This window comes from Nocardia sp. NPDC050799, from assembly GCF_040654015.1.
GTDB lineage: Bacteria > Actinomycetota > Actinomycetes > Mycobacteriales > Mycobacteriaceae > Nocardia.
In genome coordinates this window covers 82,129-106,663 of sequence record NZ_JBFAHF010000025.1, presented here as the reverse complement: position 1 = coordinate 106,663, position 24,535 = coordinate 82,129, and the positions used below count along the sequence as shown (strand labels likewise).

The window sequence follows — 24,535 nt, the reverse complement described above, 5'->3', positions numbered from 1 at the left end:
GATCCAGTACCGTTCGACAGGCACGTCTCACTGCGGTTACCGAGGAGTCGGGGAGGACGATGGAAGGGCTGGACCCGCGCCGGTTCGGGCTGGTGTGCGCCGCGACGGCCCTGGTGGCAGGCGCCGCCGTGGCCGGGTGCGCACAGCAGGTCGAAGGTATCGCGACGCCGAACGCCGCCGAGGCGACCTCCTATCGCGCATACGCCTCCTCCTCGTCCGCCGCCGCCACCTCGTCGCAGATCGCGGCCGCCCGGGACAAGGCCATCTCCGACAACTGCACCCTCTTCCCGGGCACCACCGGGGTCGGGGTGAGCAAGTACAACGAGTTCGTCGACGCCCACGACAACGACGCCCCCGACTACGACGCCAAACGCGACGGCGCCGTGACCGCGCTCGAGGACGCCGCCAAACAGGTCGAGGGCGGAGTGAACACCGCGGGCGCGCAGCTGCCCGACGAACTGCGGACGAAGTTCGTCGCCTACGTCGACTCGGCCCGGGCCCTCGCCCAGGCCACCCGGGAGATGACCTACGCCTCCCCCGTCGGACCGCTCAACGACGCCAGCAAGCGCGTCAACGACGCGCGCAACGCGGTACGCGATGCCTGCCCCAAGTAATCCGGATCGCCCGTCACCAGCGGTTTCCCGCGACATAGAAAATTCGATCCACCCGATCGGCTTGCGTTAGGGCCGATAACCATGTTCGCTTGCAGATATCTGTAGTCGGGAGTTGAGGAGGACGCCACCGTGGTCGCCGCGGCGGACGATCAGAATTTCGCTCAGAAGCTTGGCATCACCCACGGCATGGTTGTCCAGGAGCTGGGCTGGGACGAGGACACCAACGACGACCTCCGGGCCGACGTCGAGGAGACCTCCGGCAGTGAACTGCTGGACGAGGACTCCGACGAGGTCATCGATGTCGTCCTGCTGTGGTGGCGGGACGGCGACGGGGACCTGGTCGACGAGCTGATGGAGGCGATCGGCCCGCTCGCCGACGACGGCTTCATCTGGGTGCTCACCCCCAAGACCGGTAACGACGGCCATGTCGATCCCAGTGAGATCGCCGAGGCCGCACCCACCGCGGGGCTCACCCAGACCTCCGCCATCAAACTCGGCGAATGGTCCGCCAGCCGTCTGGTGCAGCCCAAGGCCCCCACCAAGCAGCGCTGAGCCGCCCATAGCTGTACGCGCGCCCCGCGCCACGGGGTGCGCGCACCCGAGATTTGGAGGATCCTCATGCCCCTAGAGGTCGGTGCCCAGGCGCCGGAGTTCACCCTCAAGGACCAGAACAATCAGGAGGTCTCGCTGTCGGACTACCGCGGCGAGAAGAATGTCCTGATCGTGTTCTACCCGCTCGCCTTCACCGGCATCTGCCAGGGCGAGCTGTGCAAGGTCCGCGACGAGCTGCCGCGGTTCCAGAACGACAACACCGAGATCCTCGCGATCTCCGTCGGCCCGCCGCCCACCCACAAGATCTGGGCGGCCGAACAGGGCTACACCTTCCCGCTGCTGTCGGACTTCTGGCCGCACGGCGCGGTGGCCCAGCAGTACGGCGTCTTCAACGACGTGACGGGTTTCGCCAACCGCGGCACCTTCGTCGTGGACCGCGAGGGAATCATCCGTTTCGCGGAGATGAACGGCCCCGGAGAGCCCCGTGACCAGGCGGCTTGGGAGAAAGCGCTCGCCGCGCTAGATTCATAGACCGTTCCCCTCGGACACCGTCCGGGGGTCCGGGCGTATAGCTCAGCGGTAGAGCTCTGGTTTTACACACCAGCGGTCGGGGGTTCGAACCCCTCTGCGCCCACCAGTTCCGACCCAGGTCAGGGCCGGTTTACCCACTCTCGCCCGATTCCCACTGCCGGTCTGGTCCGCAACCAGTCCGCAGCGCCAGAACTTCACCCCAATTCATGCGCCCTCAGTCCGGGCTAGTCCGTCTTGAATGCCGCGTCCAGAGCGGCCCGCGACTGGCGGCGCACGGCCGGGAAGATGTGCCCGTACAGGTCGCCGGTGAGCTTGATGGAGGAATGCCCCATCCACTCTTGGATCTGACCCTGTGGGAGGACTCGGTGCGCACGCTGTCCTCGTCCGCGGCGGCGACCTCGCAGGAGCTCGCGTCACGCTCGCTCCCGACGGCCGCCGAACTGGACGGGCAGATCAAACGGGCACTGGATCCGGCGCTGCCGGATTCCGAGCGGACCGCGCTGATCGCGGACGGGGAGGCGTTCGCGCAGGCGATTCCCGATATGTACAAGGCGCTGCAGGACAATCCACGGGCCGTGTACGGCGTCACCGATCCGGTGTTCGACAACCACGACGGTACGGTGACCGCGACCTTGCGACTGGACAAGGACGGCTCCGGCACGGCCGTCCGTACCACCGTGATTCAGGTCCTCCCCGTTCGTGCGCAGAATCGACGCGAAGCTGTGCCGGAGAGAGTGCAGGGTCACCGCACTGTCGATACCGGCGAGTTCGGTCGCCGGGGCGAGCACCCGCTTCGCGAAGTTGTTCCGCCGTAGCGCGGTGCCCGATGCCGCGGTGGATACGAACTCGCCACCGTCGCGCCCGGCGCACAGTTCCTTCAGCGGCTGTTCCAGATGGGTCGGGATGAATACGCGTCGGAGGCAGAAGGGTCTGCAATGGATGGGCCGCAGAAATTGAGCGAAAGCGCGTTCCCAGCGGCGCGCCACACCGTTCCCGCAACCCTGCTGTAAACCCACCCGCGCAAAATTGGCCGTTCCGGCGTAACACACAGTGGCACAACCCTTTTCATGGGCCTACGGCCTGTCTCACACCCACCTAGGACCGCCACACACGGCTTACAGTCAAATATGGGCCCTGACCTGCGGTTATTTCCCCGAAGGGCCGTTTCTGGCCGCCTATCGACGCCGAAACCTCTTGTCGCTGTGTCCATCTCGCTCGGCGGGCCGATCGCCGGGTACGGGTAGGACCACGGCCAGCACTAGCACGGCCAGCGGAATACCGGCCGCCACGACCAGGCCGAGCGCGATCAACGCCCGCCCACCAGTACCGACCAGCGCGCGAAGGACAACCGGGGTAGCACCGTTTCCAAGTCGGCGACGTCCATTATCCGGTTCAACTCCAGCGGGCCGAGGTGGTGCGGGCCGGGCATCACCACGGCGTCCACGTCGGCCGCGCGCACCTGGTCGGACAGCGGGAGCACGGACACTACTTCCGGCCAGATCACCAGGTAGCCGAGATGACGCGCCAGACGCTGGACCTGTGCCCGGTCCCATGCCATAGACGTGCTGATGTCCAGATCTACGTATCCGAGTGCGGTCGGCCGGTTGCGCATCGGGTGCCCCTGTCCCTGTGTCCCCTGCGGTCGGTGGTGTGCACCTGCCGCCGAGGAATTCACCCGGCGGCAGGGCCGAATTCGACGCTATGCGTACAGGGTTCGCGCGCCTACGGTTTCGGCGTCCACAGGTGTCCGCAGCCCGTTTACGCTGGAGTGGTGGAAACCGGGGCACTCATGCGAGCCGCTCGTGAGGCGGCGGGTATCTCTCTGCGCTCGATGGCGGAACGGACCTTCTACAGCAAGACCTACCTATCGGCTATCGAGACCGGACAACGCCCTATACCCGCCGGGGTCACCACCGCCTATGAACGAGTGCTCGGGACCACGGACCTGGGCCGACTGACCACCGTTGCGCGCTCGGCCGCGAGCGTGGACACCAGGGCCCTGTCCGACGTGGCCGTGATGCTCTCGGCAACGCGCCGGATCGAGGATGCGACAGGCGCGCTCGCGGTACTCCCGGCAGTGCGCGGTATGGCGACGATGACCGAGGAGTTCGCACAGTCCGCGCGAACTGCGCACTCCGCTGCCGCGTCGGCACTGGCGTCCGAGGTCACCCAGTATCGGGGCTGGCTTGAACACGCGGTGGGTGCGGACGCCGCAGCCCGGCGCAGCCTGTCCACGGCCGTGGAGCTTGCCGCCGGGTCCGGCGACCCGGACCGGCTCGTGCACAGCCTCGGTTTCGCGGGATACGTCGCGTGGAGCGCGACCGGCGATTACGCCGAGGTGATCGCCTTGTCAGACGCGGCGCTGGCCGTCCGAGGCGCTCACCCTGTCCTTGTCGCCTACGCCAGGATGCGCCGGGCCGAACTGCTTGCCGCCCGTGGCGAGACGCGGCATGCCCGTATCGCCCTTGCCGAGGCGGACGCGGCCACCGAGGCGGCGGACGGTGTGGAACCGCCGGAGGCGATGTACTGGTGGACGCCCGGTTTCGGCGGTGTCCAGCGGGCAGGGGTGCTGTCGATACTGGGAGACACGGCCAGCGCCGCAGCGGAAGCGGCGGACGGACTGGCCGATATGCCCGCAGAGCACCTCCGGACCGAATGGCTCGCGTCCGCGCTGCGCCGTGTCGACCCGGACATGAGCCCGATCGGCGGGTAGGCATGGTGCCCGCGCGGGAGTCCGCACAGTCCGCAACCGGTCCGCAGAAGCGGACTGTAACCGTATGAGGACGCATGAAGCGGAGTACACCAGCGTGCATGATGCGCGCTGGTAGACGGGCAATTCCGGGAATCTGCGTAAGCGGCCATGAAAAGCCGTCTACGCAGAACCGGCAATTTACACACCAGCGGTCGGGGGTTCGAACCCCTCTGCGCCCACCATCCTGAAGCCGACGTGTGGGACCACATCAACATTCCCGCCGTCGCGGAGACCAGCGAGCTCGGCGCGGCGATGACCTCTGAACAGCGGGCGAAGGCGTGCGGTGGAACCGGCGTTGGACGTGGGCGCGTCCGAGATCGCCATCGAAGGCTTCGCCGCCCGCGAGACGTACACCCGCGTCGTTGGGGATGCGCTGCGCCGCTACAAGACTGACCGGCCGATCCGGGTCACGAGCTGGCCGCCTCGCGGATCTGCTCGCAGTGGCGGTGCCGCACAGGCTCGCAGCGCCGCGCTGCGGCAAGCGCTGGAGGTCGGTACGTGCCGGATCGCCGGTCACCTGCCGCGCTCGAACAGGCTTCTCACATCCGGTGGGCCGCAGCGCGGGATTTGGTCATTGGTGGCGGGCAACCATCTTCAGGGCCAGGCGGTGCCGCGGGCGTCGTCGCCGACGACGGTGTAGATTTGCGCACCGCCGTCGGAGATGGCAGTCACAGTGCCGTCCCGTCACGCTGTGTGCTCTCGGTGAGCCCGCAACCGCCGCCTCCGCAGGGCCAGCGCGATCTCGACAATGTCGGGGAACGTCGTCGGGTTCCGGCCGGTCAGCTCCTGAATCCGGCGCACCCGGTGGTTGACGGTGTTCGGGTGCAGGTAGAGGGCCCGGGCAGTCGCGGACTGGGAGAGGTTCTCGGCCAGCAGAGTTTCCAGGGTTTCGATGAGGTAGGGGCGGCTCAGCAGCGGCCCGATCACCGCGTCGTACAGCGCATCCGCCGCCACGATGTGTCCACCGAGCATGATGTCCACCAGTGCCTCCCGGTACTCGACGACCGTCACCGGCCCGTCCGCCCGCGTAGCCGCGACCTGTACCGCCTCCAGGGCCTGCCGGCACGAGCCGGTGCTGGCGGCCAGCGAGTCGGCGGCGTCCCCGATCCCGCAGATCAACGGCACGGCGCCGCTCGCCGTGGTCAGTACGGCGCGCAACCCGGCACGGGCCTCATCGTCGCCCGCGGAGTGGCAGGCGAGGATCAGCAGCGCATCCTCCACATCGGCCATCACGATGTGACGGAACCGGCCCCGCCACAATCGCGGCAGTCTGCGCTGCAGGGTTTGCGCGCCCGCTTCCCCGCGGTCCCGGACCGCCGCCGCGATCCATCGGCCGTGCGTCCCGATACCGAGTGTCCGCGCCCAGCGGTCGAACCGGGCAGGGCTCACATCGAGGCCGCGGGCCAGCGAGGTGACCAGTTCATCGGCAACCCGGCGGCGTTCGGCCTCGATGGCGCTCGAGGTGTCCCAGTAGGAGTTGATCATCGCGTCGGTGAGCGCGTCGAAGCAGGAAATTACCAGGTCGGCATAGGTCTCCGCCGCCGCGCCCGCGTGCGCCACCAGATCCAGCACGAGCACCCGCTCGGTCTGCCGGTACGCCTGGATGATCGACTCCAACGGCACCTCCTGGTTCGCTCGGCGCGCGCCGAGCTCCCGGGCGGGGCGTCGCTCCTCTTCGGTGGGCCCGCCACCGCGGTGTGCTACGCGCACCGCGAGTTCCAGGTTCTCGCGCACCGACGGGATCAGTTCGGCGTAGGAGAACCGCTCCTCGACGTAGCCGGGGTAGACGTGCCACATCCGCGTGGCAGCCCGTGTGGTCAGCACGTCGAGATCCGGCGAGTACGGCGATTGTGGGAGCACCATAAAATCCTACGGCCACATATGTCGGAATCGGGCCATAGCTCCAAGAGGACACACAATGCGAGGGTGGATCTGTCGGCGCCGACGGGTACGCCGACGACGCGTACTCACAAAGGAGGGCCGACGGTGGCCGACATCGCAGCAGACATCACCGCGCTCGAGGAATCCCTCACCACTCCCACCCCCGAGGTGGTCGACGATATCGCCCGGCTGGAGGGCGACATCGTGATACTCGGGGTCGGCGGCAAGATCGGCCCGAGCGTGGCCGGGATGGCCGCGCGGGCAATTCGGGAGGCCGGGATCGACAAAACGGTCCACGGGGTGGCGCGGTTCTCCGATCCCGCCGCTCGCGCCACGCTGGAGCAGTACGGGGTGCGGCCGGTCCCGGCGGATCTCACCGACGACGAGCAGCTCGCCGCGCTCCCGGACGCCGCCAACGTGATCTACATGGCGGGCAACAAGTTCGGAACCGTCGGCAACGAGCACTTCACTTGGATGATGAACACCTACCTGCCCGGACGGGTGGCGCAGCGGTACCGCGACTCGCGGATCGTCAGCTTCTCCACCCTGGTTACCTACCCCCTCGCGGACGTCGCCACCGGCGGGTCCCGGGAGGCCGACTGGCCCGGAATCGTCGGCGAGTACGCCGCATCCTGTGTGGGACGCGAACGAATGTTCGAGTACTTCTCCCGCAAGCACGGGACCCCGGTGCTGCAATTCCGGCTCGGCTATTCGATCGAGACACGCTACGGCGTGTTGCAGGAGATCGCCGCAGCCGTGTACGGGGGCATCCCGATCCCGTTGGCGATGGGCCACGCCAGCGTAATCTGGCAGCGAGACGTCGCCGCGTACGCCATCCGCTCACTGCACTTGGCGGACTCCCCGCCCCGCAAGCTCAACATCACCGGCCCGGAAATCGCTTCCGTCCGAAGGCTGGCCGAACTGTTCGGTGAGCGATTCGGCCGCGCGCCCGTCTTCGAGGGCACGGAGACCGGCACCGCGTACGTCATGGACGGCACCGAGCTGCAGACAGCTTTCGGCTTCCCGAGCACCACGCTGGCCGACATGATCGACATGGTCGCCGACTGGGTGGTGAAGGCCGGGCCCACCATCGGCAAGCCGACCAAGTTCCAGCAGCGGGACGGGGCGTTCTGATGGGCGGCTTCGAGACCGTCCTGGGTACCGGGGCGATGATCAACTGGCTGACCGTCGAGAACACCGATGTGCCGCTGTTCGACGACTGGTACAGCTACGAGCACCTCCCCGAGCGGGTGTCCACGCCCGGCTTCCGCCGGGCCCGCCGGTTCGTGGCGAGCCACCCCGTCTCGGACACCTCGACGGACTTTCTGACCGTTTACGAAACCGACGACGTGGACGTGCTCTCCTCCGCACCCTACCTGGCCAAGCTGAACACACCGACCGAGCTGACGCGCCGCGTCGTCCCGCTGTTCAAGGAATTCCGCCGGTGCGCGGCTCGGACCACCGCCGTCTTCGGGGCGGGGTCCACCGGCCGGGTGCTCGCCGCCGAACTGGATCCGGCGGCGGACCGGGCAGCCCTGCGGGCCACGGTGCCCCGGCTGATCGCCGAGCACCGCCTGCACGCCGGCTCGTTGTACGAGCCCGACGCCGCTGTCAGCGCCGCGAAGTCGGCCACCGCCGAGGGGCGCGACACCGCCTCCCAGCAGCACGCCGAGAGTGCGCTGTTGCTGCTCGAGCCACACACCGGGGTCGGTCCGCAGGACCTGGCCGCCGACCTACCCACCATTGCCCGTGAGTTCGAGCTGGTGTTCGAGCTCCGATCGAACTGAAGGAGACCGCTGTGCGGATCGCCACCGTCCACGACCGTCTGGCCCTGCTCACGCCAGCCGGCGCCCTCGATGTCGCAACCGCCAGCAACGGCGAGTTCGGCCCGGACCCACAGACCGCCTTCGACGACTGGGTAACTTTCCGGGAGTGGGCCACGACCGCGCACGGCGACGCGGTGGCGTTCACGCCCGAGGACCTCGGCCCGCCTGTCCCGCGGCCCCGCCAGGTCTTCGCGATCGGGCTGAACTACACACGCCACGCCCACGAGTCCGGGCTACCGGTCCCCACCCAGCCACTGGTGTTCACCAAGTTTCCCAGCGCGATCACCGGGCCGGCCGGGGAGATCGTGCTCAGCGGGCCCACCGTGGACTGGGAAGTGGAGCTGGTCGCCGTCATCGGCACCGAGGCGCGCAATGTCACCGAGGCCGACGGCTGGTCCCACGTCGCCGGACTGACCGCGGGACAGGATCTCTCCGACCGTACCCTGCAGAACGCGGGCGCGCCGCCACAGTTCAGCATGGGCAAGTCCTACCCGGGGTTCGCGCCGATCGGCCCGTATCTGGTCACTCCCGACGAGCTGGCGGACCCGGACGACCTCCGGGTCGTGACCACTGTGGACGGTGCGGTCCGCCAGGACTCCCGGACTTCCGACCTGGTGTTCTCCATCCCGCAGCTCGTCTCGTGGCTCTCCGGTGTGGTCACCCTGCTGCCCGGGGACCTGATCTTCACCGGCACCCCCGAGGGTGTCGGCCTCGGCCGCACGCCTCAGCTCTACCTGCACCCCGGCGAGGTGCTCGAAACCACCATCGAGGGCATCGGCACCATGCGCCACACACTCCTCCCTCCAACGACGAAGGGTCCCAGGATATGACCACACAGACCGGGCGGGTGACCGCGGCCGCGGTGACCGCGGCCAGCGCCTACACCCCGCGTCAGCGCAGACTTATCCTCGCCTTCGCGATCGTCGGCGCGCTCATCGAGAGCATGGAACTGAACCTGCTGAGCTTCCCGCTACGGGACCTGGCGGCTTCGTTCTCGGTGAGCAGTCAGGCCGTTGTCGGCGTGATCACCCTGCAATCGCTGGCGTCCATCGCGGGCGGCTTCCTGTTCGGCTGGCTCGCCGACCGGTACGGCCGCCGGCTGACCTACGTGACGTTCACAGGGTTGTACTCGGTCGCCGCGGTGGCGGGCGGGTTCATCACCGATTTCGAGCTGTTCACCGCGACTCGCGTGGTCGCCGGCCTGGCGATGGGCGGGGCGTTCGGCGTGATCTTCTCGATGTTCGCGGAGAGCTGGAAGTCTCCGAAGCGGGGGCTGATGGGCTCGGTGCTGCAGGGCATGTTCATCGCGGGCACGCTGATCACCCAGCTCGTGCTCTACACGACGATCTCGGCTCTCGGCTCGGACTCCGGCTGGCGGTCCGGATTCATCGGGATCGGCCTCGGCTGCCTGCTGATCGCGGCGGCGGCCGCGATCTGGCTGCCGGAGTCGAAAGTCTGGCAGGCCGCCCGATCGGCTCCGAGCGTATCCGCCGACGGTGCACCCCGGGGCCGCCCGGACGCCGCCCTCGTCCGCGGCGGTCTGTTCCTCACCCTCTGTACCACGGGCGTGTTCGCGGCCAGCTACTCCTACATCACCTTCGCCCCGACCTTCCTGCGCGAGGTCGTCGGAGCCGACCTCGCGACGTCGACGCTGGTCCTGACCCTCGGGACACTGCTCGGAATCGCCTCGTACGTCGTGGCCGGCGCCGCGTCGGACCGGGTCGGCCGGCGGAAGGCGACGCTGGGTGCGGGCGTCGTGGGCGTGCTGGGTTTCGGCGCCTTCGCACTGCTGGCCTCCGGCAGCCCCCTGCTGGCGATCATCGCACTGATGGGACCGGCGATCGGCTACGCGGGCTTCGGCGTACTGGGCACCTGGATCTCCGAGTACTACCCGACGCGCTTCCGCGCCTTCGGCTCCGGCGCCACCTACTACGTCGCGCGCGGTGTCGGCTCCGGGCTGTTCCCGCTGGCCACGTTGTCGTTCGCGGGCGGAGACCTGCGGTACGCGCTCGCGCTCGGCGGTATCGGCGCGATCGTCGGGCTGATCGGCTGCCAGTTCGTGCCGGAGACCGTGAACAAGATCATCAGCGCAGATCAGTAGGGAGAGACGATGACGGACACAATGCTCGCCGCGGTGTGGGAACGCGCGGACGAACCCTTCCGGTTGGAAGAAATCCGGCGGCCCTCGCCGCGGCGCGGGGAGGCGCTGGTGCGGGTCTCCTCGTGCGGCGTCTGCCATACCGACCTGCACGTGATGAAGGGCGAAGTAAACTTCCCGGCGCCGGCGGTACTGGGCCACGAGATCTCCGGGCAGGTCGTGGAACTGGGCCCGGACACCACCTCCACGACGGTACAGGTCGGCCGGCAGGTGGTCGGTGCGTTCATCATGCCGTGCGGCAGCTGCCGGGCCTGCGGCCGCGGCCGGGACGATATGTGCAGCGAGTTCTTCGGGCAGAACCGGCTCCGGGGGGTGCTCTACGACGGCAGCACCCGGCTCTACCGCACCGACGGCACCCCGCTGGCCATGTACTCGATGGCCGGGTTCGCCGAGTACGCGGTCGTCCCGGTCACCGCACTGGCCCCGCTACCCGACGGCCTCGACGCCGAGTCCGCCGCGGTCCTGGGGTGCGCGGGCCTCACCGCCTACGGGGCCGTGCACAACGCGGCCGCACTGCAGGCGGGCGAAACCGTCGTCGTGGTGGCAGTGGGCGGTGTCGGGTCCAGCATCATCCAGCTCGCCAAGGAACGCGGCGCCACCACCGTGATCGCCGTCGACGTCGACGCGGACAAGCTCACCGCGGCGCGCGGTCTCGGCGCCGACCACGTCGTGAACTCGCGGGACACCGATCCGGTCTCCGCCGTGCAGGACATCCTCGGCGGCCGCGGCGCCGATGTGGTCTTCGAAGTGCTCGGGCTGCCGCAGACCTTCGAGCAGGCGGTCCGGATGGTCGGCGACGGCGGCCGGATGGTCGCTGTCGGGATCGCGGCGGGGGCCGCCAGTGCCGCTGTCGAGATCACCCCGCTGGTCCGGCGCGGGGTCCGGATCATCGGTTCGTTCGGTGCACGGACCAGGGTGGACCTGCCCGCCGTCGTCGGATCGGCGGCGACAGGGGCACTGTCGCTGCCGGACACCGTCACTCGGCGGTACCCGTTGGAGCGGGTCAACGAGGCATTCACCGATCTGCGGGACGGACGAATCCGTGGCCGCGCGATCGTCCACATGGGAGAGAACGCATGAAGACACTCAACTCTCAGCGAACCGCGGTCCGCCGGCTCCATCACTGGATCGCCGGGAAGCCGGTGGCGGGATCCGCTGACTCACTGGGACCGGTCACCGATCCCGCGACGGGCGAGGTGACCGCCCAGGTGCCGCTGGCCTCGGCGGAAGAGGCCGCCGAGGTCGTCGCGGCGGCTAAGGCGGCGTTCCCGGGATGGCGGGACACCTCACTGGCCAAACGCACCCGGATCCTGTTCCGCTTCCGCCAACTGCTCGACGAACGGGCCGACGAATTGGCCGCGATCATCACTTCCGAGCACGGCAAGGTTCTCTCCGACGCCGTCGGGGAGGTGGCCCGGGGTCAGGAGGTCGTGGAGTTCGCCTGTGGTGCTCCACATCTGTTGAAGGGCTCTGCCACCGAGAACGCCTCCACCGCCGTGGACGTGGAGTCGATCCGCCAGCCCCTCGGCGTCGTCGGGATCATCTCGCCGTTCAACTTCCCGGCCATGGTGCCGATGTGGTTCTTCCCGGTGGCGATCGCCGCGGGGAACACGGTGGTGGTCAAACCCTCCGAGAAAGTGCCGACCGCGGCGCTGTGGCTGGCGGAGCTGTGGCAGGAGGCGGGCCTGCCCGACGGTGTGTTCAACGTCCTCAACGGAGACAAGACTGCCGTCGACGCCCTGCTGACCAACCCGGACGTCAAGTCGATCTCCTTCGTAGGATCGACTCCGATCGCCCGGTACGTCTACGAGACCGGCACCGCCCACGGCAAGCGCGTGCAGGCGCTCGGCGGAGCGAAGAACCATATGGTGGTCCTACCGGATGCCGATCTGGATCTGGCCGCGGACCAGGCGATCAACGCCGGCTTCGGCTCAGCCGGGGAGCGCTGCATGGCGATCTCGGTCGTGGTAGCCGTGGGAGAGGTCGCGGACGCGCTCGTCGACAAGATCGCCACCCGTGCCCGGGACCTGCGCACGGGGGACGGGCGCCGGGGCTGCGATATGGGCCCGCTCGTGACGGAGGCGGCCCGGGAACGGGTCTCCGGTTACATCAATGCCGGTGCCGCCGCGGGCGCCACCCTCGTCGTGGACGGCCGGACCGGCACCTTCGATGCCGAGGGCGACGGCTTCTTCGTCGGGCCCACCTTGTTCGACCACGTCACCCCGGACATGTCGATCTACACCGACGAGATCTTCGGCCCGGTGCTCGCGGTGGTCCGCGTCGGCACCTACGATACGGCCGTGGAGCTGATCAACGCGAACCCGTATGGCAACGGTACGGCGATCTTCACCAACGACGGCGGTGCGGCACGGAAGTTCCGCAGCGAGGTCGAGGTCGGGATGCTCGGCATCAACGTGCCGGTGCCGGTCCCGATGGCGTATTACTCGTTCGGCGGCTGGAAGAACTCGTTGTTCGGTGACACCCACGCACACGGCAGCGAAGGCTTCCACTTCTTCACCCGCGGCAAGGTTGTCACCACCCGCTGGCTCGACCCGAGCCACGGCGGCATCAACCTGGGCTTCCCCCGCAACACCTGATCGACGGTGACCGGCGCGCCGGGGACCGCACGATCTTGCGGGCCGGCTGCCGTCGTACCACCGCCGACAAGGCGGCCTCGCCCAGCCGAGTCGCCGGGCGCGGCCGCGTCGCCGGTGTCGGCTCGTTACTTCCGGATCCGCGCCGGACAACGAATTACACCCACGTAAGACGTCCTCTTTATCGCTGCTCGGGCGGATCCGACGCGGATCCGCTGCGGCGGCGACCACCACCGCCGCGATCTCCGTCTCGGGCCGGTTCAGGATCCCGGCCGTGAACAGTGGCAGGCCGAGAATCCTCGTGCCGCCGCCGACCGCGGTCCGGATGGCTTCGCGGACGGCCCAGCCGGAGGATGTCGTCCGACAACGCGCCCTCGTCACCACCGGACTCACGAGGGTTGACCAGCAGCGCCTGTTCCGGCCTCGTGGACAAGAGCGCGAAGAGTCGTGGACGGCAGGCGTCGATCAGTTCGTACCGGATCGAGCTCCAGGCCGCGTCCGGATATGCCTCGCGTAACGCACTCCCGAGCGAGCCGACCCCGGCTCCCACCGACACCGCGATCGTATCGATATCGAGTTCCCACGGGCGATTCGTCGAAGCCAACGAGAACTTCGTCGTGCCGATCACACCGAGTTCGGTGATGTCGACGGCGTTCGATGCTGTCAATGTTCATCTCCCCCGGTCGCGTTCACGCGAGGCCGAGTATGCCATCCATGGACGCGAGCCGGACTCGCGCACAACGTTTGTCGCCGGATCGCCGAGCGTTCGACGGCGTGGTCGCGCGACTGCCACCGAACGGACTCGGCCAGAATCCATCCACCGCACCCAAATCCAGAAGGCTTCCAACGCAACACTTTCCAACGACGAGAAAGGCTGTGATATCCGCTTTGCGATGATATGTCCGCAGTGGCGTCCGGGGTCGAAAGGGTGTGATGGGTCGAGCAGGGGGACCCGGCCCGGGCGATCCGGCGGAATTCATGCGCCAGGCGGCCGAACGGGCCGCGCAGTCGGCGACCACAGGCGCTGCCGATACCAGCTCGCGAGTCTCGCAGCTGGCGGATGCGGGGCGGGCCTTGGCCCACGGCCTGCTCCGGACCGACCATGATGGGGCGGTCCCCGTCGACGCGACCGCACGGGCGCTGATCCGGGACGGCCATGTGCACGGCGACCGCTGGGAGCCCGCATACACCGAGTGGTTGCAGGGTCTGCGTGATCGCGGGGTGGACACCGACCGCGCAATAGCCGATCTCGGCACCATCTGGGACTTCTTGCGCCACGACCCGAAGTGGACGTTCGACCCCTCCCTGGAGTACGGGGGCGTACTGATGTTCGGCAGTCCCGATATCGGTGGTGCGGCCGCACTCACCGGGTTCGTTCGGCATCGGGGACTGACCGATGTCCCTGTGGTGTTCTCCGGCTACGCGGACCCGGGCAAGGGCGACACGGTTCCCGAAGCGGTGCGGTTCCGGACACAGGCCGAGAAGGTGGGCCTGGGCGCCCACCGCATCCTGGAGGATCGGGCGGCCAGGAATACCGGTGAGAACGCGACCAACTCGTTGGAGTTGCTCCGGGAAAATGGCAGAGCGGTCAGTTCGGTCATCGGCGTGTGCACACCGCAGCACGCGCGGCGAGTCTGGGCCACGATCATGAAGCAGGGCCCCGATGTCGAGCACGCGGCCGTCATCACCGCCGACGTCTCGGTGGAGAACTTCCTGCGCTACGGCATGCGGACCGACGCCGCCAGGGCCGCGCCGCCGGGCGAGACCGCCTCCGCGATCATGGGTGAGATCAAACGTCTCGACGACTACCCCGCCGAAGGCCATATCGTCGCCCAGGCCGTCCCCGACCACATCCGCGACACCTACGACAGACTCGCCGAAGTATTCCGCCCGACCGGAAAACGTTTCTGAACACGGCGGAACGACGACACCACCGTGCCTGTGCTCGACACCACCTCACGGTGGTCCCGGCGGCCTCGTCTCGACCACGATGGCGTGGTCCGGACCACGCCATCGTGCCATTCTTCGGTGACGACAAAGGGAGCCGCCTCCACCGACCACCGAGTGCGGCCGACACAGCGCTGCTGGAAGACATCGAAGCGCGTTTCGCCGGACCGGCGGCCGAGTTCCCCTCGCCCCAGGAACTGGTCGCACTGGCGGGTGACAACCCGAAGCTCGGCGAGGGCCTGACGCGAGGAACTCAGTGGTACGGAGCGAAGAAACTGTGACGCTACCGAAAACTCAGGCGTGCACGTACCGGTCCGGCTCCCGCACGGCCGGCTCGGGGCCGGCGCCGTGGCGCAGGTACGGGGAGCGCAGGGCCGGCAGGATCACGGCGAACGCGAGTACGGCGAGCACGATTCCGAGGACCAGCGGCGCCCGGAGTCCGTGGCCGGGCAGGAGGCTCGAACCGACGGCCGAGCCGAGGATCACGCCGAGTGTGATGAAGGAGGTGTGCACCGTGTTCACCAGAACCCCGGTGCCGCCCGCGCGCTGCACCCGCACGGCCATGGCCGGGTTCATCGTCACGCCGACGAGCCCGATTCCGAGAATGAACACCACTGCGGTGGGCTTGAAGTCGGTCCAGGCCGCGAAACCGGTGAGGAACACGATATTGAGCAGTGTGCCGATCAGCAGCGTGGCGACGGTGTGGCGATCCGCGAAGCGGCCCACGACGGCATTGCCCACCACGGTCGCGGCACCGTAGGCCAGGAGCAGCAGGGGCACCGCGCTGTCGGCGAATCCGCTGATCCGGGTGAGTACCGGGGTGAGGAAGCTGAAGACGGAGAAGGTCGCGCCGATGATCAGGGTGCTGGAGACGAGAGCGAGCAGCAGTTGGGGGCTGCGGAAAGCACGGAGTTCGGCGGCCGGAGACGCGGCGGCCGTGTCGTCTCCGGCGCCCGGCCGGCCCGGGTCGCGGACGAAGGCCAGGGTGAGGGCGGCGGCGAACGCGGTGAGCACGGCCACCGTCCAGAAGGCCGCTTGCCAGCCGATGCGGCCGCCGATGAAGGTGGCCAGTGGCAGTCCGAGCAGGGTGCCCAGCATGAGTCCGCTCATCGCCACGGAGACCGCGCGGCCCCGGAACTGTTCGTCGACCAGCCGCATGCACAGCGATACCGCGAGACCGAAGAATGCCTGGGCGGCGACACCGGTGACGATCCGGGCGACCACCATCACCGCGTACGAGGAGGCAAGGGCCGCCAAGAGGTTTCCGGCGAGGAAGATCGCGAAGACGATCATGAGCGCGGGTTTCGGGGAAATCCGCAGCAACGCCGCGACGAGTACCGGGCCGCCGAGCGCCATGGCGGCGGCGAACACCGTGACCAGGTAGCCGATTCGGTCGATGCCGGTGTGCAGGCTCTCGGCCAGTTGCGGCATCAGGCCGGCGACCGCGAATTCGCTGGTCACCATGGCGAAAATGCCGGCGGCCAGAACGTAGACGGCGGCGGGGACCGCGGCGGTGCGCGCGGCGGGGAGGGTCGGTGGCACGGGAAACTCTCCTGAGTTTTGTAATGATCAGTGCAAAATTCGGGCGCGAAAACGGCGGCGATCGGCTCATCAGCGGTTCAGTCGTTCGCCGGATCCGGCCGCAGCGCCCGCAGCGTGGCCGTGATGATCTCCCCGGACCACGGGGCCGCGACCCGGCCCTGCGAGGAGATACGCAGACCGGCGACCGCCGAGTTCACGAACGCGGCGAGCCCTTCGGCGGAAACGCTTTTCGTGACCTCCCCGGCGGCCTGACCCACCCGCAGGACGGCGCTCAGCAATTCCAACCGGGCGGCGGTATCCCGGCCGATCCGCTCGATGCTCTTCTCGTGCACGGGATCGTCGGCCAGCTCGGCCACCGAATTCACCGCCAGGCAACCCCGCGGCGCCCCGGACCCGGCCCGTTCGACCTCCTCGGCCACGACCCGGCGCAACAGCGCCTCGATTCGTTCGACGGTGCCGAGCGAATCATCACCGATGACCTCCTCCGCGCGCGCCAGGGTGCTCTCCAGATAGGCGTCGAGGCACTGCGCGAAGAGTTCGTCCTTGCTACCGAAGGTGTTGTACAGGCTGCTGCGCCCCAGCCCCGTGGCCCGGCAGAGGTCCTCCGCACTGGTGGCGTGCAGGCCGGCGCGCTGGAACTGACTCGTGGCGGCCGCGAGCACCTTCTCGTGTTCGAAGCTGCGCGGTCTGGCCATGCGCCGACCCTAACGCATTATGTAACGAACTGTCCATAACCCGGAGGTGCCGGGCCCACCCGCGGCTCGGCCGACGACCCGACGCAGCCAGGCGACGTCGGCAGTCTCGCTGCCGGCGCGTTGGCCTCCCGGGCCCTCGCCCCGGTGGTGTTCAGCGCCTTTCGGTCGCGTGCAGGGCGGTACCGAGCGAGAATCGGCAGTGTGCCCGACGGGATCATCCGCGCCATGCGCGAAGTACTCCAACGTGCGAAGAACCTCGTCCCGGATGTGGCGAAACTCAGGTCTCGACCGCCACGGTCGGTGAGCGAGAAGGCGCACGGTGCCGCGAATACGGTCGGCGATACCGATCGCGATCTGCGCAGACCGATCGATGATCTTGCGTCGCCCGAGAGCGATCACGCCCAGGCGCCCACGCGCCGGGTACGCGTCGTGTCGGGGCTCGGCGATGACATCGATGACCTGGTGATGTCGTCTCGTTCGTTGTCACGGGATATCCATGGTTTGCAGCAGCGGGGATGGACATTCGAGCGTGGAGGTCTGGACGCCTACACCGACCACACGAGCAAGAAGATCATCGTGCCCGATGCCGAAGTCATCGATATCGAGGAGGGATACCGTGAAATGCCCATCGGTTCCGCTGAGATGACTCGCCACCTGGCGCAACAGGTGGAATATGCCCGCAGAAGCGATCTGATACGCACCATCGCGCCACCGGGCATCGATGAAATAGGTGACAAACGGGGGTGGGCCGATCGCCAGGTACAAAAACTGGTGGAGCGCGATACCGCCTCGTATTTGGCGGCCGCGCGGGCGCGCCGTGAAATATTGGAAGAGAGCGGAGTCGATATCGACGAGAGATACTCCCATGACCCGGTGACGACCGAGGCGCAGAACATCGAGCGTTCCATGAACTGGCGGGACGGCCTTCGAGAACTGAGTCATACGGTCGGCGACCAGCCGTTTCCGGAGTCCGGGCCGTTCGGGCCGGGCCGGCGGGAAGACCACACCATTGTGGTGGAACAGATGTGGGAGAGTTTCCGCGGACAGCAGGGCGAGTCGTGAAGGGCCGGTCTCCGCGGAATCAGCTTTCGAACGGACCGTTGGTGACGCTCTCGAACAGATCGCTTCTCGTAGCCAGAAGATTACGAGGGTGGTAACCGGGGTGCCGGCGCGCCCGGCCCGCACCACCTCGGCCCGCTGGAGTCGAACCGCCGGACCGAGTGGGCCGCGAAGTAGGGGCAGGCAGCGGGCCGGTGCACCCCGGCGGGCCGCTCGAGCCGGTCCACCGTGCGATGGACCGGATCTATCGCAGACGTAGCCTCACACGGCCATCGGCGGGATCGGGACGAATACAACGGGCAAGCACGCCAGCGAGCGATGATAGGGCCCGGGCCGCCACTGCAGATCCTCGACAGGGACCGCCAGTTTCATCTCGGGCAGCGCATCGAGCAGTTGATCTATCGCCGCGCGAGCGATGGTAGCGGAAAGATCCTTCGCCGGGCAGGTGTGGGGGCCGGCGCCCCAGGCGAGATGAGATCGATTCGCAGTGAAATCGCCGGAATGCACTGCGGAATCGTTATTGCACGCGGACATGCTGATCAGCACAGGCTGATGCGCGGGTAGCCACACGCCGTCGATGAGAATCGGCTGCCGCGGATAACTGAAACAGAAGTTCGCCAGAGGAGGATCAGTGAACAGCAACTCATCCAGCGCGTCGGCGGTCGAGAGACTGCCGCTGATCATTCCGCCGCCGAACCGGTCGTCGGTCAGCATGAGTCGCAGGGTATTCAAGATGAGGTTGACCGTCGGTTCGATCCCCGCCCCGTAGATGACGACCAGTTGGTGGATCACCTCCTCCTGGGTCAGTTCCGCGCTGTGCGCGATCATTCGAGTGGTGATGTCGTGGCCGGGCTCGGCGATCTTGCGCATAGTCTGCTCGTACAGCGCCGTTTCCAATATCACGTTGCCCTCTTCGGCACCTGCGGAGGTATCGAAAATGCTGGCCATGCCCTGCGCGACACGCGCCCCGATATCGGGCGAGCAGCCGACCAGAGTGTTGAGGACCTCGAAGACGAGGGGGTGCACGAACTGAGCGAGCAGATCGGCGTGTCCGGCGGCGCAGAAGCCGTTGATCAGCGGCACCGCGATCTTTTCGACCAACGCCTGGGTGGTGTGCAGGTCGATCCCGTTGATAGCGAATGTGTTGGCCGAGCGCAGCCGAGCATGAGCCGCTCCGGTGTTACGCAACGCATTCGGCCGCCACTGCAACATCGGCCGCACGGGACAGTCGAGCGGCACATTCGCCTCCCAGGCCCGAGGGTCCGCCGGGAAGTGCTCGGGGTCGTGCAGTATTCGCTTCGCGGTCTCGTAATCGACCACGAGAGTGGCCGGAACACCCGGTGCGATCTCCACGGGAACCAGCGATCCGTAGCGGGCTCTCAGCTCCCGGTATACGCGCTGGGGATCCGAGGCGAATTCCTTGGTGTATATGGCTACTCGCGGGTCATCGGCATCGATCACCGAACTGGGTGCGATCGGGCGGCCGGCATAGGAAGACAGAGGCGTTTCCAGCGGCTGGGACATGGGCACAGGAAGACTCCAGGTGTTTCAACAGTGACAAACGAAATATGACGCGGGGGTGGCCGACCTGGACTCAGGATCGGTCGGCGCGGGACACACTGGCAGGGCAGGTGTCGTTGTTCTTCATACCGCCGGACACAGGTTGATGACGACGACTGCCGGTGATCACCACAGCAGGGCTCGGTAGTCGATTCGACACGCGCCCGGGACTGCCGCCACGGTACATCGGACGGCTTCCTGGCTCATGCGCTCCCTCGGTCGAAGCGATTGCGATCCGCTGGCAGAGATTCACCGTGATCGCACCCTCTCCCGGGGAAGGGCGAACACTCGGCAACAGGGTACCGACCGGCATCGAAAACCGCAGCGAAAACCGTGACCGAGCCGGCCGCGGTGGTGGAGACCCCTACCGGGAGCCACCGTGGCCTGCCGGTTCGCCACTCGGATCGCCGGCCCGGTACGACAAGCTCGGCTCGCCGAACCGGGTACCCCGTCGCCGGGGTCGTTCCCCGGCCGGGATGGGCGATTTCCGGGCTCTCAGCCGACGTCGCGGCGCAGCCAGGTGACCTCGGCGCCCTCGCTGCCGCTCCGGTAGACCTCCAGGTCCTCGTCCCAGGCGGTCCCCAGCGCCCGGTCCAGTTCGCCGGCCAGATCGAACGCGCCGTACCGGCCCAGTTCACGATCGGCCTGCAACAGGATCCGCAGGCGCATCTCCCCCACCATCACATCACCGTTGGCGCTGGTGGAGCCGTGCCAGAGGCCCAGCGACGGCACGAAACTGTACCGCTCCCCGTCGACCCCTTCGCTGGGATCCTCGGTCACCTCGAAACGCAGGACCGGCCAGGAACGCAGCGACTGCGCGATACGGGACGCGGTACCGGCCGGACCCACCCATTCGGTCGTTGCCCGGAGCCGGCCGGGAGCGGCGGGTTGCGCCGTCCAGCGCAGCGAGGCCGGAGCCCCGAGAGCGGCCGCGAGCGCCCATTCGATATGCGGGCACAGCGCGGCGGGCGACGAGTGGATGTACACCACACCCGCCGTTGTCTCCGCGTATCGGGACGATCCGCGCACCACGTACACCTCCGGTTTCGACGATGCTCGTCTTCCCCAACGGGTCCGTCGAAAAGGCGTTGCCCGAGTGTACTCGAGTGCCCGGTGTTACACGTGTTACTTCACTTGGTGTTGCGCGCGAGTGTCGCCTCCGCGATGACCGAATCACTGAACGGAGGCCATACTTCGCGCGACCAGTCGCCGAAATTCTCGTCGCTCAAGGCCACACATGCCACGCCGGGGCGCGGATCCACCCACAGGAACGTCCCGGACTGCCCGAAATGACCGAAGGTCTCGGGCGAATTGGTGGCCCCGGTCCAGTGCGGCGACTTCCCGTCCTTGATCTCGAAGCCCAGGCCCCAATCGTTGGGCCGCTGCGAGCCGAAACCCGGCAGGACACCGTCGCTGCCCGGGAACTGGACGCTGGTGGCCGCCGCGAGGGTCTGCGCCGAGATCAGGCGCGGTTCGAGAAGTTCGGCGGCGAAACGCGACAGGTCGGCGAGAGTCGAATTCGCGCCGTGCCCGGCCGAGCCGGTCAATTCCGAATCGACCATGCCCAGCGGTTCGAAGACTCCCTCGCGCAGATACTGCGGGAAAGGGATACCGGTGTGTTCGGCGACCGCGTCGGCCAGCAGTTCGAAACCGGCGCTCGAATAGATCCGTTTGGCACCGGGCCGAGCCAGGATATCGGTGGTGTCGAAGGCCACGCCGGAGGTGTGGGCCAGCAGGTGCCGGATGGTCGCGCCGGGCGGCCCGGCGGGCTGATCGAGTTCGATCGCCCCCTCTTCCACGGCGACCAGCACCGCGTAGGCGGCCAGGGGTTTGGTGACCGACGCCAGGCGGTAGACCCGGTCCGTTTCACCGGCCGACCAGCGCCCGTCCCGGGTGATCACACCCGCCGCGGCATGCCTGACCGGCCATTCCTGGATCTGCTCGAGTGCGCGCACACCCCGAGGTTACGAGACGGAACCGGCCCCGCGGAACCCGGCCGAGCAGTTACCGGAAAGCAGTGGGAAACCGCCGCGCGCCCGCGGTCGGCCAGGGTATCGCAAACGCGCTGCGGCGGAGCGGATCACCAGGTCGTATGCGTCAGCGGACCGCGCGGATCGGTTCGTCCCTCCGTGGCCGCGGCGCCGCCCGGCGGGGTACATCAGGTGGGGAAATCAAAGCGACGCAGCGGGCGAGCACCGGGTGGGCCGGTGAGGGGTCGGCCCACCCGGGAACGCGCGGGTACGCTCGCCGATCAGCGGTCGGCGTCGGTGTACTTGATGATGCCGCGGATGTTCTTGCCGTCCAGCATGTCCTTGTAGCCCTGGTTCACGTCCTCCAGGGAGTAGCTACGGGTGACCATATCGTCCAGGTTCAGCTGGCCGGCCTTGTACATGGACAGCAGGCGCGGAATGTCCTGGCGGGCGTTGCCGCCACCGAAGATGCAGCCCTTGACCGTCTTCTGCAGCATGCAGAGCAGGAAGTTGTTCATCTTCACGTCGGCGGCGTCCATCCGGCCCATGGAGGTGACGACCAGGGTGCCCGCCTTCGCGGTGAGGATCAGGCCCTCTTCGATGTATTCGCCCTGCATCTCACCCATGGTGAGAATGACCTTGTCGGCCATCCGGCCCTCGGTGGCCTCCATCAGCGGCATGATCGCCTCGGCCATACTGGCGTAGGTGTGGGTGGCGCCGAACTTCTTGGCCTGTTCCAGTTTCCACGGGTTCGGGTCGATGGCGACGACCTTCTGCGCCCCGGAGAGCACCGCGCCCTGCAGCGCGCTCATCCCGACGCCGCCGATGCCGACGATGGCCGCGGTATCGCCGGGCATCACATCGGCGACATGGGTGGCGGAGCCGAATCCGGTGGGCACACCGCAGCCGACCAGGCAGGCGACCTCGAACGGGATCTCCGGATCGATCTTGACCACCGAGCTGTAGTGCACCGTCATGTACGGCGAGAACGTGCCGAGCAGGCACATCGGAATGACGTCCTTACCGCGGGCCTGGATGCGGTAGCTGCCGTCGCTGATGGACTGCCCGGACAGCAGGCCCATCCCGAGATCACAGAGGGCCATGTTCCCCGATACGCACGCCGGACAGCGGCCACAGGCGGGAATGAACGACAGCACCACGTGATCGCCGACGGCCAGGTCGGGCGGGGTGCCGGGGCCCAGTTCGGTGATGACGCCCGCGCCTTCGTGGCCGCCCATGGCCGGGAACGACGGCATCGGGGTGGCACCGGTGACCATATGGTGGTCCGAATGGCACATTCCGGCGGTTTCCAGCTGGATCTGCACCTCACCGGCGCGGGGGTCACCGAGTTCGATTTCCTCGACCGACCACGGTTCGTCGATCCCCCACAGGATCGCGCCCTTCGTCTTCATTCGTGTCCGACCTCTCGCATGCGCGGGCTTTCATGTGACGGCCTCCACACTACGATACGAACTGGAACACGTTCTAGTGGTTTGGCGAAGATTTTCCCGGCAGAACTGGTCGGCCGACCATTGCCCTGCGGCCGGCGGTGGAAACCCACCGCCGGCCGCCGGCCGAGCATCTCCCGAATCGTCCGCTTCCACCGCCGATACCCGCGGGGCACCGCCTACGGACAGTCCCGCCGCGATACCCCCGGCCCGGCCCGGGGGAAGCACCGGCGCACGCCGGACGCATCGAATTAATGAAACCTGTTCTCACTCCATGAGTCCGCGCGCCCGCGCGAAGAGTTCGAGCGTGTTCGCGTGCAGGAACTCACCGACCTGCTTCGGTGCCTTACCCGCGAAGGACCGCGCGTAGGTGCCCTCGAGCACGATGCCGAGTTTGAAGCAGGCCAGCACCGTGTACCAGGTGACCGCGCTCAGGTCCCGGTCGGAGAACTTGCCGTAGTGCTCGACCATCTCCGCGCTCGTCGGCAGCGAACCGGCCTCGCCGAGCTTGCCGATCAGCGCCGCCCCGGAGGTGCCCGGTTCGGGCCGGGTCGCGATCTGCCAGCCGAGATCCAGCAGCGGATCGCCGATGGTCGACATCTCCCAGTCGACCAGGGCCGCGACCTCGGGCCGCTCGTAGGAGAACATGATGTTCGCGAGGTGGCAGTCGCCGTGCAGGATGCCGGGGGTCCATTCGGCCGGACGGTGGCGTTCCAGCCAGTCCGCCACCGCGTCCAGGCCCGGGATCCGCGGGCCGGGGTATCCCTCGTTGGCCGAGTACGACTCCAGTTCGTGGGTCCAGCGGCCGACCTGCCGTTCCAGGAACCCCTCGGGTTTGCCGTAATCGTCCAGGCCCAGCGCCCGGTAGTCCAGCGCGCCCAGCCGGGCGATGGCCTCCACCGCGGACAGGCCCATCTGCCGGCGGGCCTCCGGGTCCTCGGCGAAGGGGGCGGGTAGCTCGGTCTGCGGGTTGAAGCCCTCGATCGGCTCCATCAGGTAGAAGACCGCGCCCAGCACCGATTCGTCGGGTTCGGCGGCGATCACCCGCGGGGCGCGGACATCGGTATCGGCCAGCGCGCCCAGCAGTCGCGCCTCCCGCCGGATGACCTCGTTGCTCTTCGGGCGCAGATGCGCCGGACCGCGGCGCAGCACGTAGTCGCGCCCGCCCCGGGTGAAACGCAGCATGATGTTCTGCGTGCCGCCGCCGAGCGCCTTCACGTCCTGGAACTCACCGCCGGTGAGCCCCCGCTCATCCATCCAGTTCCCGACCACGGTGAAGTCGACGTGCTCACGATCCACGCCTACCGGCTGCGCAACAGACATGCCTGACATTGTGCCCCACCCGGCCGGATGAACTGCAGGCAACCGACAACAGTTCGATACCCGCCCGCGGCGTAGGGTTCGGG

Annotated in this window: 25 protein-coding genes and 1 tRNA gene; 16 read left to right on the top strand and 10 right to left on the bottom strand. The window is 67.9% G+C overall.

All coding sequences use genetic code 11. The features are described from left to right. The first annotated feature begins 59 nt into the window (after window positions 1-59). From AB0H42_RS24270 to AB0H42_RS24250, 5 genes are all read left to right on the top strand, one after another. Complete coding sequence (locus tag AB0H42_RS24270; RefSeq protein ID WP_357059533.1) at window positions 60-614, top strand: hypothetical protein; 555 nt, start codon at window positions 60-62, stop codon at window positions 612-614. Window positions 615-743: 129 nt separating this feature from the next. Then, window positions 744-1,166 (top strand): DUF3052 domain-containing protein, encoded by a 423-nt coding sequence (locus tag AB0H42_RS24265; RefSeq protein WP_030524044.1) that lies wholly within the window; start codon window positions 744-746, stop codon window positions 1,164-1,166. Window positions 1,167-1,232: 66 nt separating this feature from the next. Then, window positions 1,233-1,697: a peroxiredoxin gene (locus AB0H42_RS24260; protein WP_063059853.1), complete on the top strand. Its 465-nt coding sequence runs from the start codon at window positions 1,233-1,235 to the stop codon at window positions 1,695-1,697. A 31-nt stretch (window positions 1,698-1,728) separates the two neighbouring features. Next, window positions 1,729-1,803, top strand: a tRNA-Val gene (locus AB0H42_RS24255). A 217-nt stretch (window positions 1,804-2,020) separates the two neighbouring features. After that, window positions 2,021-2,512: a hypothetical protein gene (locus tag AB0H42_RS24250; RefSeq protein WP_357059531.1), complete on the top strand. Its 492-nt coding sequence runs from the start codon at window positions 2,021-2,023 to the stop codon at window positions 2,510-2,512. A gap of 491 nt (window positions 2,513-3,003) precedes the next feature. Here AB0H42_RS24250 and AB0H42_RS24245 read toward each other — a convergent pair whose 3' ends face one another. Further along, window positions 3,004-3,309 carry a hypothetical protein gene (locus AB0H42_RS24245; RefSeq protein ID WP_357059528.1) on the bottom strand — a complete coding sequence of 102 codons (306 nt, stop codon included), beginning with the start codon at window positions 3,307-3,309 and terminating at the stop codon, window positions 3,004-3,006. A gap of 159 nt (window positions 3,310-3,468) precedes the next feature. Between AB0H42_RS24245 and AB0H42_RS24240 the strand changes: the two genes are divergently transcribed. Both AB0H42_RS24240 and AB0H42_RS24235 read left to right on the top strand, forming a co-directional pair. Beyond that, window positions 3,469-4,410: a helix-turn-helix transcriptional regulator gene (locus AB0H42_RS24240; protein ID WP_357059525.1), complete on the top strand. Its 942-nt coding sequence runs from the start codon at window positions 3,469-3,471 to the stop codon at window positions 4,408-4,410. 334 nt (window positions 4,411-4,744) lie between these two features. Continuing rightward, window positions 4,745-5,089: a hypothetical protein gene (locus AB0H42_RS24235; protein ID WP_357059523.1), complete on the top strand. Its 345-nt coding sequence runs from the start codon at window positions 4,745-4,747 to the stop codon at window positions 5,087-5,089. 44 nt (window positions 5,090-5,133) lie between these two features. Here AB0H42_RS24235 and AB0H42_RS24230 read toward each other — a convergent pair whose 3' ends face one another. After that, the gene (locus AB0H42_RS24230; protein WP_357059520.1) at window positions 5,134-6,309 is read right to left on the bottom strand and encodes a helix-turn-helix domain-containing protein; all 1,176 of its coding nucleotides are present in this window, start codon (window positions 6,307-6,309) and stop codon (window positions 5,134-5,136) included. A 126-nt stretch (window positions 6,310-6,435) separates the two neighbouring features. On the opposite strand from AB0H42_RS24230, the gene AB0H42_RS24225 reads away from it, so the two are divergent. Genes AB0H42_RS24225 through AB0H42_RS24200 form a run of 6 tightly spaced genes read left to right on the top strand, consistent with a single transcriptional unit; the run spans window position 6,436 to window position 12,911 of the window. Then, window positions 6,436-7,464 (top strand): NAD(P)-dependent oxidoreductase, encoded by a 1,029-nt coding sequence (locus AB0H42_RS24225; protein WP_357059518.1) that lies wholly within the window; start codon window positions 6,436-6,438, stop codon window positions 7,462-7,464. Then, window positions 7,464-8,117, top strand: a complete 654-nt coding sequence (locus AB0H42_RS24220) for a hypothetical protein (RefSeq protein WP_357059515.1) — start codon at window positions 7,464-7,466, stop codon at window positions 8,115-8,117. Before AB0H42_RS24225 ends, AB0H42_RS24220 begins: the two co-directional genes overlap by 1 nt. Before the next feature lie 11 nt (window positions 8,118-8,128). Next, the gene (locus tag AB0H42_RS24215; protein ID WP_357059512.1) at window positions 8,129-8,986 is read left to right on the top strand and encodes a fumarylacetoacetate hydrolase family protein; all 858 of its coding nucleotides are present in this window, start codon (window positions 8,129-8,131) and stop codon (window positions 8,984-8,986) included. Next, window positions 8,983-10,257 carry an MFS transporter gene (locus AB0H42_RS24210; RefSeq protein WP_357059509.1) on the top strand — a complete coding sequence of 425 codons (1,275 nt, stop codon included), beginning with the start codon at window positions 8,983-8,985 and terminating at the stop codon, window positions 10,255-10,257. The genes AB0H42_RS24215 and AB0H42_RS24210 overlap by 4 nt, the downstream gene beginning before the upstream one ends. A 9-nt stretch (window positions 10,258-10,266) precedes the next feature. Then, the gene (locus AB0H42_RS24205) at window positions 10,267-11,394 is read left to right on the top strand and encodes a zinc-binding dehydrogenase (protein ID WP_357059507.1); all 1,128 of its coding nucleotides are present in this window, start codon (window positions 10,267-10,269) and stop codon (window positions 11,392-11,394) included. Continuing rightward, window positions 11,391-12,911 carry a CoA-acylating methylmalonate-semialdehyde dehydrogenase gene (locus AB0H42_RS24200; RefSeq protein WP_357059504.1) on the top strand — a complete coding sequence of 507 codons (1,521 nt, stop codon included), beginning with the start codon at window positions 11,391-11,393 and terminating at the stop codon, window positions 12,909-12,911. The genes AB0H42_RS24205 and AB0H42_RS24200 overlap by 4 nt, the downstream gene beginning before the upstream one ends. Window positions 12,912-13,089: 178 nt before the next feature. Here AB0H42_RS24200 and AB0H42_RS24195 read toward each other — a convergent pair whose 3' ends face one another. Next, window positions 13,090-13,575 carry a hypothetical protein gene (locus AB0H42_RS24195; protein WP_357059502.1) on the bottom strand — a complete coding sequence of 162 codons (486 nt, stop codon included), beginning with the start codon at window positions 13,573-13,575 and terminating at the stop codon, window positions 13,090-13,092. Window positions 13,576-13,841: 266 nt separating this feature from the next. Here AB0H42_RS24195 and AB0H42_RS24190 point away from each other — a divergent pair, with 266 nt between their 5' ends. Both AB0H42_RS24190 and AB0H42_RS24185 read left to right on the top strand, forming a co-directional pair. Beyond that, a complete protein-coding gene (locus AB0H42_RS24190) occupies window positions 13,842-14,819 on the top strand; it encodes a YdcF family protein (RefSeq protein ID WP_357059499.1) in 978 nt (325 codons plus the stop codon). Window positions 14,820-14,923: 104 nt separating this feature from the next. Next, a complete protein-coding gene (locus AB0H42_RS24185) occupies window positions 14,924-15,136 on the top strand; it encodes a hypothetical protein (protein ID WP_357059496.1) in 213 nt (70 codons plus the stop codon). A 13-nt stretch (window positions 15,137-15,149) separates the two neighbouring features. Here AB0H42_RS24185 and AB0H42_RS24180 read toward each other — a convergent pair whose 3' ends face one another. Both AB0H42_RS24180 and AB0H42_RS24175 read right to left on the bottom strand, forming a co-directional pair. Further along, the gene (locus AB0H42_RS24180; protein WP_357059494.1) at window positions 15,150-16,397 is read right to left on the bottom strand and encodes an MFS transporter; all 1,248 of its coding nucleotides are present in this window, start codon (window positions 16,395-16,397) and stop codon (window positions 15,150-15,152) included. Between the two features lie 77 nt (window positions 16,398-16,474). Next, window positions 16,475-17,092 carry a TetR/AcrR family transcriptional regulator gene (locus AB0H42_RS24175; RefSeq protein ID WP_357059491.1) on the bottom strand — a complete coding sequence of 206 codons (618 nt, stop codon included), beginning with the start codon at window positions 17,090-17,092 and terminating at the stop codon, window positions 16,475-16,477. A gap of 429 nt (window positions 17,093-17,521) precedes the next feature. Here AB0H42_RS24175 and AB0H42_RS24170 point away from each other — a divergent pair, with 429 nt between their 5' ends. Then, complete coding sequence (locus AB0H42_RS24170) at window positions 17,522-18,154, top strand: hypothetical protein (protein ID WP_357059489.1); 633 nt, start codon at window positions 17,522-17,524, stop codon at window positions 18,152-18,154. Between the two features lie 258 nt (window positions 18,155-18,412). Here AB0H42_RS24170 and AB0H42_RS24165 read toward each other — a convergent pair whose 3' ends face one another. The 5 genes from AB0H42_RS24165 to AB0H42_RS24145 all read right to left on the bottom strand — a co-directional run bounded on the left by AB0H42_RS24165 (window position 18,413) and on the right by AB0H42_RS24145 (window position 24,461). After that, window positions 18,413-19,363, bottom strand: coding sequence for a cytochrome P450 (locus AB0H42_RS24165; RefSeq protein WP_357059559.1), 951 nt, complete (start codon window positions 19,361-19,363; stop codon window positions 18,413-18,415). A gap of 843 nt (window positions 19,364-20,206) precedes the next feature. Further along, window positions 20,207-20,740, bottom strand: a complete 534-nt coding sequence (locus tag AB0H42_RS24160; protein WP_357059487.1) for a DUF3145 domain-containing protein — start codon at window positions 20,738-20,740, stop codon at window positions 20,207-20,209. Between the two features lie 101 nt (window positions 20,741-20,841). After that, the gene (locus AB0H42_RS24155) at window positions 20,842-21,666 is read right to left on the bottom strand and encodes a serine hydrolase domain-containing protein (RefSeq protein ID WP_357059484.1); all 825 of its coding nucleotides are present in this window, start codon (window positions 21,664-21,666) and stop codon (window positions 20,842-20,844) included. A 296-nt stretch (window positions 21,667-21,962) separates the two neighbouring features. Continuing rightward, window positions 21,963-23,093 (bottom strand): NDMA-dependent alcohol dehydrogenase, encoded by a 1,131-nt coding sequence (locus AB0H42_RS24150; RefSeq protein WP_357059482.1) that lies wholly within the window; start codon window positions 23,091-23,093, stop codon window positions 21,963-21,965. 303 nt (window positions 23,094-23,396) lie between these two features. Beyond that, window positions 23,397-24,461 (bottom strand): phosphotransferase family protein, encoded by a 1,065-nt coding sequence (locus tag AB0H42_RS24145; RefSeq protein ID WP_357059479.1) that lies wholly within the window; start codon window positions 24,459-24,461, stop codon window positions 23,397-23,399. Between the last annotated feature and the right edge of the window lie 74 nt (window positions 24,462-24,535).

Bases quoted from the DNA above. Each gene is read 5' to 3' on its own strand.
- AB0H42_RS24270 (WP_357059533.1), top strand. From the start codon at position 60: ATGGAAGGGCTGGACCCGCGCCGGTTCGGGCTGGTGTGCGCCGCGACG.
- AB0H42_RS24260 (WP_063059853.1), top strand. From the start codon at position 1,233: ATGCCCCTAGAGGTCGGTGCCCAGGCGCCGGAGTTCACCCTCAAGGAC.
- AB0H42_RS24250 (WP_357059531.1), top strand. From the start codon at position 2,021: ATGCCCCATCCACTCTTGGATCTGACCCTGTGGGAGGACTCGGTGCGC.
- AB0H42_RS24245 (WP_357059528.1), bottom strand. From the start codon at position 3,309: ATGCGCAACCGGCCGACCGCACTCGGATACGTAGATCTGGACATCAGC.
- AB0H42_RS24220 (WP_357059515.1), top strand. From the start codon at position 7,464: ATGGGCGGCTTCGAGACCGTCCTGGGTACCGGGGCGATGATCAACTGG.
- AB0H42_RS24210 (WP_357059509.1), top strand. From the start codon at position 8,983: ATGACCACACAGACCGGGCGGGTGACCGCGGCCGCGGTGACCGCGGCC.
- AB0H42_RS24205 (WP_357059507.1), top strand. From the start codon at position 10,267: ATGACGGACACAATGCTCGCCGCGGTGTGGGAACGCGCGGACGAACCC.
- AB0H42_RS24200 (WP_357059504.1), top strand. From the start codon at position 11,391: ATGAAGACACTCAACTCTCAGCGAACCGCGGTCCGCCGGCTCCATCAC.
- AB0H42_RS24190 (WP_357059499.1), top strand. From the start codon at position 13,842: ATGGGTCGAGCAGGGGGACCCGGCCCGGGCGATCCGGCGGAATTCATG.
- AB0H42_RS24175 (WP_357059491.1), bottom strand. From the start codon at position 17,092: ATGGCCAGACCGCGCAGCTTCGAACACGAGAAGGTGCTCGCGGCCGCC.
- AB0H42_RS24165 (WP_357059559.1), bottom strand. From the start codon at position 19,363: ATGTTGCAGTGGCGGCCGAATGCGTTGCGTAACACCGGAGCGGCTCAT.
- AB0H42_RS24150 (WP_357059482.1), bottom strand. From the start codon at position 23,093: ATGAAGACGAAGGGCGCGATCCTGTGGGGGATCGACGAACCGTGGTCG.
- AB0H42_RS24145 (WP_357059479.1), bottom strand. From the start codon at position 24,461: ATGTCAGGCATGTCTGTTGCGCAGCCGGTAGGCGTGGATCGTGAGCAC.